This window comes from Brakhagea baltica (genome assembly GCF_052161605.1).
Classification (GTDB): Bacteria; Planctomycetota; Planctomycetia; order Pirellulales; family Pirellulaceae; genus JBKCUI01.
This window is the reverse complement of record NZ_CP197409.1, coordinates 1,200,096-1,211,948: the sequence shown is the minus strand read 5'-3', so window position 1 is coordinate 1,211,948 and position 11,853 is coordinate 1,200,096. Positions and strand designations below refer to the sequence as shown.

Sequence of the window (11,853 nt, the reverse complement as noted above, 5' to 3'; positions counted from 1 at the left end):
AGATGATCAACTATCGAGGTATTGAGAGTGGCCATTCCTATTCACCGGACAGCATGGTTTGGCATGGCGTAGGAGGAGAGTTACTGGATCTCGAGCCCTTCGAGATCCGCTTTCCGTGGGACAAAATCCGCTCGAGACCGCCGTCTCTTTGGCGTTACATTGAGGCCCTCCCCTTTGAATCTAACGATGATTGCTGGCGATCGATCACGATGGGCGAAGGAGGGACTCCGTTAATTCTGCTGGACAGAAGGTGTCCGAATCTTTACGCAAAAGTGGAATACATGATGCCCACGTTGTCGTTCAAAGATCGCGGAGCCGCCGTCTTGGTCGCAAAAGCCAAGTCGCTTGGAGCAAGTCACTTGGTCCAGGATTCGAGTGGGAATGCGGGAACAAGTATAGCCGCCTATGCCGCGAGAGCTGAGCTTCGGTGCACCATTTTGGTTCCAGAGTCGACTTCGGCCAAAAAGGTCAAGCAGATCGCCAGCTTCGGTGCCGAAATTCGATTGATTCCGGGAACCCGTGAGGATACCGCTACGGCAGCACGGCAGCTTGCGTCACAAAAAGAAATGTTCTACGCAAGTCACGTCTACAATCCTTTTTTCTACCAAGGAACCAAGACTTATGCATTCGAACTGTGGGAGCAATTAGGCCGCGCTCCCGATACAATCATACTGCCAGTAGGGAACGGGACTTTAGTGCTTGGATGCTACTACGGCTTTACTGAGCTTATGGCGGCAAAGCTAATCGACAAGCTGCCTCGGATCGTCGCGGTCCAATCGAGTCGGTGCAATCCGCTTGCTCGAGCCTTTGAGCGTGGTAGCAGTCATGTTGAGGCAGTTAAGAATCTGGGAACCGCAGCAGAGGGGATTGCTATTGCAGCACCGGCTCGCGGCAATCAGATACTCGAGGCCGTCAGAAACACCAACGGTTGTATTATTTCAGTCCGAGAGGAATCGATCGAGCCGTCAAGAGCTTACTTGGCTAGACTCGGTTTTGATGTAGAACCAACGTCGGCTATCAACATCGCGGCTTTTACCGACTATCCCGAGTTGTTCTCCGACAGTGAGACCGTCGTTGTGCCGCTTTGCGGAGCAGGACTCAAAGCGAGCTAGACCACGGAACCTGCATTTCTTCAAGGTTCCATTCACCGCCGTTCCATTCATCGCCGTTCGACTCTCGGCACCATGGCCACAGCCCGACGATAGGACTTAGGGTCGGATTGTTTCATTCTCTCGATTTCAATCGCGGCTTGCGGGAGAGGGCAGTGTCTCATGTAGTTGATGATAAGGTACCGAGCGAGTCCCTCGGCAGATTGGGGGGAATGAAACAAGGTCGATAGTGATTCGAGGGAGTCCCAATATTCCCAACGTGCTAGATCGGGGATGACCAAATCGGCTGCCAAGGGGTCATCGAGAACGAGCGACAAAGCCTTTGCTGCTCGCGTCATTTGGGTCGGATCCAGGTCGTTGCCGAAAACGCGAATAGCACTGATGGCTGCGGACTTGAGACTGACAGGGCATTCCTGGTTGCGAAAAAGCTTTTCCTCCAAGACTTGGAACGCGGTTTCACCGCCCAATCGAACGTAACAAGCCATCGAAGCGGCCAGCCATGGATAGTTGGCCAGCGTGATAGAAGAGATCGTTTCTTTGTCCGTCTGCTTTAGCTCTTCGATGATGATCGGTAGAGCCAGTTCATCGAACAATCCAGCGTCGCTCGGCAACCCTAGCTCGGCGAGGACCATCCAAAGAAAGCTCTTGTATCGCGATTGAAAATCGTTTCGCTTGAGAGTGGCAATTAAGTGGGCTTTGTCGAAATTCCTGCGAAAATTTCGATCCCGAATAACATCTAGTGAGATGCGAGCACATTCGCTGTAGGCATCATCCGAAACTTGGTTGTCAGATGAAAAAAGGTGTCGGTAAAAGTATTCGAGCCGGTCGGAATCCGATTGATCACCTAGGGGTAGGTTTTCAATGTAGGTCGCCAGGGGATCGGAAAGTTCCGTGGGGGTGTTCCAAAGCCATATGATTTTGTCAGCATCATCTTTGTCTGCATTATCGGTTGAAAGTGCGGCCACATCGGGAGTTCCGATCAGCAGCAGTTTTTCTCCCGGTGCAATCTCGGTAAACGAGAAAACCCCTTGGAATTTTGGCAACGATTCTTTGCGACCGATTGTTGCGACATGATCTACCATCAGATCAAATCCTGCACCGTCGTCACGAGTCTCGCAATCCGTAACGCGAACGATAACGCCAAGGGCAGGGGCCTGTAAATCATCGGAAAAGGTACTGCCGATGGATTCGCAAAGGGGGCAAGCGATGACCTGCCTGAGAAGTGCCATAGCAATGAGTGTAACGAGAAACCCGAATGCGGTTGCGAGTTGACGCCATTGGCGTTTTTGAAAGGAACAAAAATCGGAGCCAAAGGATGTTCCCATAAATATCTGAATCCGGAGCTAAATGAGGTAAGCTAGGTGGCTTAGGAAGCGGTCTATACACGGGTGGTTACCAAATTCTCGCACGTCGTTGCAAGAGCCAGTCGGGAATTTTTGAGCCTCTTTACTTAGGGGGAACAAACTGGCATCCCGAGTAAATGTGCCGAATAGCCAAAAAGGATTGGTTGGAAGTCAAGATTTTTGCAGTTCGGCTTTTCAGGGGAGCGGTAGCGTGTAAAATCCCGGACAGGATGGGTAGCTCACCTCAACCTCGCTCGGCAAAAAAGGCGATGTTAGGGTTTGGGTGGCCCCAAAAATTATGGCGATGTAGCTCAGTCGGTTAGAGCAACGGCTTCATAAGCCGTGTGTCGGTGGTTCGAGTCCACTCATCGCTATTCTCAAGAATCCCTTGAAAAATTGCGGTAAACACGCGGTTGATTTGAAAACGGGATTCAAAAAATCTAAACCTCCGAATCGGGAAAGTTCCCGGATTCACTCTAAGGGAGGTTTAGGAGAATGAGAGCAAGAGTACCGTCCTACCGGAAGCATTCGAGCGGCCAAGCTCGCGTGACTATCAATGGTAAGGACTATCTTCTAGGGGAGTATGGTTCTCCCAGTTCCAAGCGGGAGTATGCCCGCCTAATCGCAGAATGGGGGGCTCAGGATAACTCTAAATCCTTTGGTGTCCCGGTTCCGCAGTATACAGTAGTCGAACTAATCGCGGACTATGTGAAATTCGCGAAGGGCTACTACGGGACGGGACCAAGAAGCGAATATCACCGGGTCAAGCCGGCATTGTCTGTATTGAAGCGACTGTATGGGCCGACACCGGCGGTTCAGTTCGGGCCATTGCAGTACAAAGCCGTTCGGGACGTAATTGCAAGCGAGGGTGACAGGTCGAGAACCTACGTCAATCGACTCTGTGAACGCATTGTTCGAATGCTGAAATGGGCCGTGACGGAGGGAAAGCTCCCCGCAGCGGTGGCGGATGCGGTCGGCATGGTGCCGGGGCTAAAAAAGGATCGGACCAGTCTAAGAGAGACTGAGGAGATTAAGCCGGTCCCGATGGAGACGGTAGAGAAAACACTCCCCGAGCTATCGCGAGTCGTTGCGGATATGGTCCGTTTCCAGTTGGAGACCGGATGCCGGCCGGGGGAAGTCTGCGCGATCCAGCCGGGAATGGTCGATCGATCGAATCCGGACGTGTGGGAGATCCATCTCCATCATCATAAGAACGCATGGCGCGGTAAGCAGCGGACTATCTATGTCCCGGCAAAGGCTCAGGCGATCTTATCGCGGTATCTACTCAGGCCAGCCGATGCGTATTGCTTTTCCCCTAAGGACGCGAACAAGGAGGTGCTACAGGATAGGACTCTCAAGCGGGTAACTCCTCTATCGTGTGGCAACAAGCCAGGGACGAACAAGCGGTCTAGGCCGAAGCGTATCCCAGGCGAAAGCTACACGACGGGCAGCTACGGGAGAGCGATATCTAGGGCATGCGAAAGGGTATGGCCGGTTCCCAAAGGGATGCGGAAAAAGGCGGATATCGCCCAGTGGCGGAAGGACCATACGTGGAGCCCGAACCAGCTCAGGCACACTTTCGCTACCAAGATCCGGAAGGAATTGGGCATCGAGGCGGCCAGCGTTTTGCTAGGCCATTCAGAGCTAGATACTACCCAGATCTATGCACAAAGAGATAAGGAATCAGCGATCGAAGCATTGAGGAGACTAGCAAAATGAGTATCGGAACAATGACGGAATTGGATTTGGCGGTCGAGGATTATATCGCGTTCAAGGTGGCCGAAGGACTCAAGCCAAGCACGGTGAACGACATGCGTTACCGCATCAAAAGGCTGATACGGGAACTTGAGGTCACTCGATTCAACGAGGTGAAAGAAAAGGATGTAATCCAGTGGTTCGTTGACTTTGGAGCGAATGAAGTAGGCAAGGATCGGCCAAAGGTATCGGCCAACGGACGCAAGCTGCAATGGGTCTATTGCTCAGGGTTTTTCCGGTGGGCTCAGGCGATGAAGTTCATCAAAAAGAACCCCGTTGAGAATGCACCGAGACCCAAGAAGTTCAAAAGTGACAGGCGAAAGCTACGTCGCGCGATGACAGCCGATGAACTCGAAAAGCTCATCTATGTGGCAAAGGTCAGGCCGTTGGCGGAGTATTGTAAGAGTCGAATGATAGGAAGCCGGCATACCGATTACTGGCAAGCCAATCCGATCACTCTCGAGAACGTGGGCCAGCTCGCAGAGACAGCAACTAAGTACCGCAATGCTAAGCGTACTACGGACAGGCTCAGGCGTGACGGGGAAAAGTGGGCTTTGGTCTATCGGACGTTGGCACTTACGGGGGTCAGGTGGGGCGAACTCGGTAACCTCAAGGTTGGCAGGCTCGCGTTAGAAGATGAGAAGATGACTCTCGACAGTCGATACACCAAGAACGGGAATAGCGACGTGTTGCCGGTGCCCGGTGAACTGGCAAGAGACTTAAAGCAATGGATCGAAGAAAACAAGCTAGGTCCGGATGACCAGCTATTCCTAATTCCCGCCAAGGGGGTCAAGCGGTTTTACCGCGATATCGAAGTTGCCGGAATCCCCCGGGTGGATAGCGAGGGTAGGCAGATCGATATTCACGCGCTGAGGTACAGTTTTGGGACCATGCTAGCCCGGGCCGGCGTGCACGTGTCGTTAGCCCAACGGCTAATGCGGCACAGCAAGCCGGAATTGACTATCGGGATCTATACGTGTCTCGACTCGGGCGAAGCGAAAGAGGCATCAGATACTCTACCCGCCATTGGATCAGGCAAGAAGCCGGAACCCAAAGAGGAGCCCAAGACGGTCGAGCCGGCATCGGCAACGCAGACTCCAGCGGCATCGATCACTGATAACGATGACCTACTGAGGGCATTGGTCAATGAAGTCGATGCCGAGACTCTCCGAAAAGCGGTACTGCGATCTATGGGCAAGTAACCGCATCAATGCGGATCATTTGGGCGCTAAAGCGCCTGAAAGTCAGTCTCCGAACGGGCGCTAAAGCGCCTGAAACTCGGGCGCTAAATGGGCGCTTTAGCGCCTATTTGTTCAAACAACTAACGTAAAAACTCAAGGAAATACCATGCTAACGTGGAAAAAAATAGAACGGGGCGACAAGATCGGGCTACTTGGCTGCGCGGCCATAATGGCGCTAAGCGCCGAATATGATGAAATGCCACCGGCCAATCTTCTAGCGGCTATAAATGCGATCCGGAATCATGTGGGAGACGGTGCGAATGTGGAGGTCGGCAGCTTCCGGGATGACGCGGTGGCGCTGATTATCTGGGATACCGATGCTATCGCGGTGTGGTGCTTGCCGGAAGTCAGGCGGCATCGGCTGGAGTCGATTGCACTGGGGTATGCACTCCATCAAGCGATTCGGGCAGGTGCGACAAGCATCGATTTCTTTGCCGACAATCGGACTATCTACGACATGGCGATAGATCAGGGCTTCATCGCGTTCAACGAGAACGATCTAGAGGAGCCGTTGCTATACACGGTCGAAAAGGAGGTTAACCATGTTTATCGCTAGTGAGACTCTGGTAGCAGCCCAAGGGGGCGATGTAACGGCGATCAACTGCTTAATGGGACATGCTACCCGGCTAGCGTGGGCGATCGGCCACAAGGAGTTAAGAAACTGGGATGACGCGGAAGAACTCGGGCAGGACGTGGCGTTCAAGGTTTACCGGCATCTCGCAAAGTGTAAGGCTGAAACCGGCGGTGAGTTCGTTCGATGGGTGACAAGGGTTGCTTTGAGGACGTGTCTGGATCGGAACCGGCAAGCGGCATCCCGGCCAACGATGCAGGACCAGATTCCAGAGATCGAGGTTGACTACCGGACTTCCGAAGCTCTTGAAGCAGCGGAGATCTTACTCGGTGTTGCCGATCGAGTCGGAACCGTCGAGGAGGTCCGGTTGGCAATCGATGGATGCTCGCAAGCAGAGATTGCGAAGCGACTCGGGATCGGCAAGCGGCAGGTTCAGACCGCAATCGAAAGGCATCGTGAGGCGGTGCACTTTGCCGTAAAGGAGGAAGCGGTCAGGCGCTTTAGCGCCTAAGGTCGAGATCGAAATAGGCGCTAAAGCGCCCAAACCTAGAACCCTGGAATGTCAAAACTCCAGGGTTTTTTCATGTTTGCGCCCAATTTGAATTCCGTTTCCGTTTTCGCCATATTGCGAAGGTGTGCGAACGAGTCGGTATCGTCGTCTATTAAAGCAAGAGAGAGGAAACGAGCATGATAAAGAGCGTAGGAAAATCAGAGTATCGGCCAGTCCAGGAACTACATGCCGAAATGTACGGGCTTCCGGTGTGCAAGCAGACCGTCAGCCGGTGGAAAAAGCACGGCAAAACGACCAGCGGCCAATTGCGGACGCTAAAGACAGTCTTTCTCGGCGGGAAAACGTGCACCACTCGGGAGTGGCTTGCGGACTTCATGGAGGACCATATCGAGCCATCGCCGGCAATGGAACGAGGGCCAACCACCAAGCAGTTGGAACGGGCTAAGAATTCGGCTGAGTCGTTTCTAGCAGCCGAGGGTATCTAAGTCAGTAAATGGAAAAGGCCACCCCGGTCAAAGGTGGCCTTTTCTGATGGTCGCGAAACGCAAGCGAACATCCAAATAGCACGTCATTCCGTCCAGAGAACAACGAATGCATCATACAGAACGTCAGCAATCGGGTCAATCAAAATGGGAGGATAGGCGTTTCGAAGGTACGCCTATGGAATGGCTTGCCGGTGCAATTGACCCATATAGATCCAAGGAATTTCCGTACTTGGCTTTGTATCTCGATGAGATCAAGAAAGTTAAGCAAGCGGCAGTTACGTTAGCGGCCATGCGGTTCATTATCCGAGGGGGCGAAAAGTACTTCGCGGGTGCCGAGCGTATTTCCGAAATCACCAAAGTCGCGGTGACAACGGTATCCAATCATTGGAAGACTCTTTGTGAACACAAGCTGATTACTCGGGTCGATTCGGACAAGCAGTCAAACGAGTATCGACTCAAACCAAAACCTAATACCGATTGGATAATGCTGCCGATCGGGACAATCACTCCCAAAGACAAGTTTCGTGAACAAGTCTTGTTGGGGATCGTTCTAAGCCAAACAGCCAAGATGCTGTCTTGCGAGATGAGTCTAGGTGACGCAGTCGTGAACTTTCAGCTCGGGCGATACCTAGAGGTTCCACGTCGAAAGTGGGAGTCGTTGACCGGACTTGCGGCAAGTCAGTTATTCGCTGCGAAATCGTCTCTCATCAAGGCGGGAAAGATCACAGCACACGGAGACCCGAAGAGCATGATGTTGCCGGTTGGCAAGCATGATGAGGTCGAAGAGTTGCGAAAAGACCTAGTCGAACAAGACGAAGCGAGGGAGAGGAAGGAGGGAAAACCCCCTATCCTGATTTTGGAATGCCCTATCCCGATTTTGGAATACCCCCTATCCGGATTCTGTAATGCGCTATCCTGATTCTGCAACCATATAAAGAGGATCTAAAAACAGTACAGAAGAAAAGAGAACTTACATAAGAAACGCTTTCGCGTTTACCCCGTTGAATTCCTTTCAATTAAGAGAAGAAGAAAACCAAATCCAAGAGAAGCAAGAGATCCAAGAGACCCAATGAGAGAAAGCATCAATGGGATGGAGAGAGACACGAGAGCGAGCGTCTTATATGTCGCGCGCGGATATCCGAAACGACAGCACAAACCAAAACGGAGGTGACCATGAAGACAAAACGACCCGGCAAGGCGTCAGACTTGCGCCAGATGCGATTCGATTGGGACAGGCCGACATATCGGACTCAGGCGGGAGCGAAGCGTTTAGAGGGGCTATTACGGCTTCCGGGCGTTTACCGGGGGAGTGACAGCCGATTTGTGGAGACCAAGAAGGATGTGAACACTACCCCCATGAGGAGCAGAACCAAATGACCGTAACGATATTCGACGCGATCGAGCTTTCCGATACTGACCGGCAAGACTACCGGCGGTTGCTTTCCATCGTCCAGACCAAGCGGGACGCGTTTGCCGAGGTCCTGGACGCAATGTCCGAGATCCGGAGCCGCAGGTTGTATCGGGAGAACTATTCGTCGTTTGAAAGGTTCTGCGAGGTCGAGCTTGGTATGTCACGCCAAAACTTCGACAAACTGGAGAAAGCCCAACGGGGGGCCAGCAGGCTTCGAGAGCATGCTCCAGAGCAAGAGGTCCGTATCAAGTCAATTGAAGCCTTGGGAGCCCTAGAGCGGGTTCCCGATGAGTATTTGGCAGATGTGGTTCGGAATGCTGAAAGCCACCCGAAACTCGGGACGGGAGCCCCGGCAATTGAGGAATCAGCTTCCCGCATCGTTCCACCAAAACCTAGGCCAGAGCATGAGCAAGTCATCTTACCCGGCCTGGAATCGGAGGTACTTTCCAAGCGGGAAATCATGCGCATCAAGAAGTTGACCAAGCACTTCCAAGCAATCGGAAGCTTAGACGATCAAGCCGCGTTCCTATGCCGGCACTTCCATGATTTGGCAGTCAGGATTGCAGAGCGGGTGACAGAGTAACCTAGGGCCAATTGGCACTTTGATTCAAGCCCATGTTCAGGACCAATTTTAGGAGCTATTCAGATGACGAAAAAGACAAACCGGGACGATGCACTACGATTCGCGTGGGGTGCGATCACCTTGGCAGCCGAGGACATAGCCCTGGCGATGAAAAAGGCAGACGGAGAGACACAGGCGACCCTAGAGCGGGTATTCGATCTTGTATCATCCGCGCAGCAGATGGCAGAGAGTCTCTATCTCAATCAGGCAGCCAGTCCAGAGGTTGTTTCGGGCGATTCGGAGACCGTCTACTTGGCGATTCCAAAGGACTTGGAAAAGGAGATCCGGGACGCTATCGCTATCCTTACGTCTAGTGCACAGGCCGAAAACACGCTTGAGGCGGCATCCGATGAGGTTAAGTCTCTACTGGCATTATGCGGACGTGGCAGATCGTTAGGCGTAGGTGCCTATGCCGTTATCCGGCGATTACGTGAGCGGGCAGACCGACTAGCCGAGTTATCGAAGTCCGCTATGGGCAAACGGCAGATCGACACGATTTCCGAGTCCGAGTTAGCCCAGATTCGTGAGGACGTTCGCGCAGAGTTCGACGAAAAATTGATGAAGGCATCCGAGCGGATTATAGAGCTACGGGACATGGTGAGAGCCAAGATTTACGAGTGACGTTCGGGCGCTTTAGCGCCTAAACCGGCAGTTTCAAAACTAAACTTTCGGGCGTTTTAGCGCCCATTTTCAGACCAAGGGTAAGACGACTATGGCTAGATTAGAAATCAATTTTCAGGTGTACCGATTGCCCATGCCGGCAGATCCAGAACTTGCCGATGCGGTCCAAAAGACCAATGAGGAGGCAGACCAGCTTGCAGCCCTTTGGCAGTCCTACAAGGAAGCCGAGGAATCCGCCATGGCGATGCTACGCGGCGATGGCCTAGCAGGTATCAGCTACTCACTGATGCAGTCCGCCCACGCGAGAGCGATCGATCTAGCCATTGAGATCATCCGTCGAGAGCATCCATTGTCCGATGACGTTAGACGACTACTTGAGACGCTAGCAGCTACCGGAGAAATGACGCACCAGCGAGCCAGTACGATCCGCGTGGAGGTTGTCACGTCCCATAATCGATGCAGTGCGTTCGCCACCAGGATTAAGCAGCATCTATCGCGCAGTTTGTTCGCGACGTTGGACGCGTAGCGAAAAAAAAGGCGGCCAGGGAACGAAAAACCCAGCCGCCCAACTCCCAGCCCCGAGCCGAGGTAGTTTGATTCTGTACAGCCCGTTCGGTAGTGTCAACTTTGGCCGATATTACGGGCGAAAAACGGAGGAAAACGGGATGAGCGATCGAGACAACAAAGGAAAGTTTCTACCAGGCAATCAGGCCAAAAAAGGTAAGGTAAAGAAGTCTTACTCTCAGATCCTGCGCGAGGTACTCGACGAATCGGCAGCGAAAAAGATCTTCAAAAAAGCCGTTGAGGATGCTAAGGCCGGGGATCATCAAGCCAGGACTTGGCTGTTCAGCTTTGTGCTTCCCAAATTGCATTCAGTCGAGCACAGGGAGGTTGTTACCGAGTCCGTTTCCCAGGTTCACGGCAGCGACTACGCATCACCTGAGTACCGGGCATTGCTGGATGCTTGCAAGACAGAGGAGGAACTAGAGTTCGTCATTAAGATCACAGACCGGACGCATCGTTCCGGCAATCCGTTCAGCGATTTCTTCGAGAGACCTTTAGACGACGAAACTAAGACTTTGCTCGACGCAATGACCCCAGAGGAGAGGGACCAGTTCTTTCAGCTGCTAGATAAGGCCGCAGAGCGACATAGGCGAAAGCCAGTCAGACAGATGACATTTACCCCGCAGTCCACCTAGTGCCATTTGGCCTTAAGTTGTTCGTTCCAGCTAGTCATCGGCGTCTTCCAGGTACCGACGCATCTTAGCAGGTTGTACTTGCGGTTCCTTTGGGACTCGGGGGTAAGCCTTTCGCGTTGCGATCACTTGATGGTACTTCCATAACTTTCTGCGCACCGCATCGGCAAAGGCGATTGACCTAGTTTCGAGCCATTGAGCGATCGATTTATTGCATTGATCGATCAGATCTTGCGGCAGGTAATCGTCAATTTCCGAGCCGATTACAGGCTCTTCGTTCGATCCAAATAGGGCGTCGAAGATTGATTCATCGCCGGGCGATTCTTCATCATCAGGTCGGTGGCCAAACTCGGGGAATGGTTCCCCGGCAGCGGTCCTACGGACCAATTCGGCAACATCGTCAGAGCAATTCAGCTTCCGTTTCCAATACGAGTATGCCTTTCGTCGTTCCTCATACGCGCGTTGTTGCCGTTCGACTTCCGGATCGATCCAATTAGCGTTGAGGAGATCACTTGGACGCGGTTGGAGGTATTGCAGTGCCCATATTCTTTGAGCATCAGATGCGGGTATGCCGGCCACGACATCGGGCAGATCATCCCGGTCGAGATTATTCATCTCTTGGCCGACAAAATCGAACTGTTCTTTCCCGTATTGCCCGATTAAATCCAACCGTTCGAGCATCTTGATATACCAATGTCGATCGATGGAGATAGCGTACTCGGTCCTTTTGAGCGGCAATTTATGGGCCAGGGCGATTTGTTTGACCGTGTACCCAGCAGCATGTTCAGCCCATATCTTATTCAGTTCGACGCGGGATAGTTCGCGGTCCTTATCGGGATCATAGACAGCCCGTTCAGTAGCGGTAGCCTTGCTTTTCTTGGTCCGTTTTTTCGGTTGTCCGATAGTTGCCGGATCGTCGAATAAGTCTTGCATTTGTTACTTCCCTTCGTTGTTGCGAACATGTGAACATCAATGTTCGATTACCAAT

The 11,853-nt window shown here is 52.6% G+C and carries 14 protein-coding genes and 1 tRNA gene; 13 read left to right on the top strand and 2 right to left on the bottom strand.

Features of this window, described 5'->3' with window-relative positions; all coding sequences use genetic code 11:
- Positions 1-2 precede the first annotated feature (2 nt).
- Positions 3-1,112 carry a threonine synthase gene (locus SH449x_RS04810; protein ID WP_482380187.1) on the top strand — a complete coding sequence of 370 codons (1,110 nt, stop codon included), beginning with the start codon at positions 3-5 and terminating at the stop codon, positions 1,110-1,112.
- A gap of 47 nt (positions 1,113-1,159) precedes the next feature.
- On the opposite strand, the gene SH449x_RS04805 is transcribed toward SH449x_RS04810, so the two are convergent.
- Entirely contained in the window at positions 1,160-2,434 is a 1,275-nt protein-coding gene (locus SH449x_RS04805) for a hypothetical protein (protein WP_482380186.1), read from the bottom strand.
- A 318-nt stretch (positions 2,435-2,752) separates the two neighbouring features.
- Between SH449x_RS04805 and SH449x_RS04800 the strand changes: the two genes are divergently transcribed.
- From SH449x_RS04800 to SH449x_RS04745, 12 genes are all read left to right on the top strand, one after another.
- A tRNA-Met gene (locus tag SH449x_RS04800) sits at positions 2,753-2,826 on the top strand.
- Positions 2,827-2,947: 121 nt separating this feature from the next.
- Positions 2,948-4,171, top strand: a complete 1,224-nt coding sequence (locus tag SH449x_RS04795) for a tyrosine-type recombinase/integrase (protein WP_482380185.1) — start codon at positions 2,948-2,950, stop codon at positions 4,169-4,171.
- Entirely contained in the window at positions 4,168-5,409 is a 1,242-nt protein-coding gene (locus SH449x_RS04790) for a tyrosine-type recombinase/integrase (RefSeq protein ID WP_482380184.1), read from the top strand. The genes SH449x_RS04795 and SH449x_RS04790 overlap by 4 nt, the downstream gene beginning before the upstream one ends.
- A gap of 145 nt (positions 5,410-5,554) precedes the next feature.
- A complete protein-coding gene (locus tag SH449x_RS04785; protein ID WP_482380183.1) occupies positions 5,555-6,004 on the top strand; it encodes a hypothetical protein in 450 nt (149 codons plus the stop codon).
- Positions 5,991-6,530 carry an RNA polymerase sigma factor gene (locus SH449x_RS04780; protein WP_482380182.1) on the top strand — a complete coding sequence of 180 codons (540 nt, stop codon included), beginning with the start codon at positions 5,991-5,993 and terminating at the stop codon, positions 6,528-6,530. Before SH449x_RS04785 ends, SH449x_RS04780 begins: the two co-directional genes overlap by 14 nt.
- A gap of 176 nt (positions 6,531-6,706) precedes the next feature.
- Positions 6,707-7,015 (top strand): hypothetical protein, encoded by a 309-nt coding sequence (locus SH449x_RS04775; RefSeq protein ID WP_482380181.1) that lies wholly within the window; start codon positions 6,707-6,709, stop codon positions 7,013-7,015.
- A gap of 106 nt (positions 7,016-7,121) precedes the next feature.
- Positions 7,122-7,934 carry a hypothetical protein gene (locus SH449x_RS04770; RefSeq protein WP_482380180.1) on the top strand — a complete coding sequence of 271 codons (813 nt, stop codon included), beginning with the start codon at positions 7,122-7,124 and terminating at the stop codon, positions 7,932-7,934.
- A gap of 254 nt (positions 7,935-8,188) precedes the next feature.
- Entirely contained in the window at positions 8,189-8,392 is a 204-nt protein-coding gene (locus SH449x_RS04765; protein WP_482380179.1) for a hypothetical protein, read from the top strand.
- Positions 8,389-9,009, top strand: a complete 621-nt coding sequence (locus SH449x_RS04760; protein ID WP_482380178.1) for a hypothetical protein — start codon at positions 8,389-8,391, stop codon at positions 9,007-9,009. The genes SH449x_RS04765 and SH449x_RS04760 overlap by 4 nt, the downstream gene beginning before the upstream one ends.
- Positions 9,010-9,072: 63 nt before the next feature.
- Positions 9,073-9,669 carry a hypothetical protein gene (locus tag SH449x_RS04755; protein WP_482380177.1) on the top strand — a complete coding sequence of 199 codons (597 nt, stop codon included), beginning with the start codon at positions 9,073-9,075 and terminating at the stop codon, positions 9,667-9,669.
- A gap of 91 nt (positions 9,670-9,760) precedes the next feature.
- Positions 9,761-10,195, top strand: a complete 435-nt coding sequence (locus SH449x_RS04750) for a hypothetical protein (RefSeq protein WP_482380176.1) — start codon at positions 9,761-9,763, stop codon at positions 10,193-10,195.
- A 139-nt stretch (positions 10,196-10,334) separates the two neighbouring features.
- Entirely contained in the window at positions 10,335-10,868 is a 534-nt protein-coding gene (locus tag SH449x_RS04745) for a hypothetical protein (protein WP_482380175.1), read from the top strand.
- A 30-nt stretch (positions 10,869-10,898) separates the two neighbouring features.
- On the opposite strand, the gene SH449x_RS04740 is transcribed toward SH449x_RS04745, so the two are convergent.
- The gene (locus SH449x_RS04740) at positions 10,899-11,798 is read right to left on the bottom strand and encodes a hypothetical protein (protein WP_482380174.1); all 900 of its coding nucleotides are present in this window, start codon (positions 11,796-11,798) and stop codon (positions 10,899-10,901) included.
- Between the last annotated feature and the right edge of the window lie 55 nt (positions 11,799-11,853).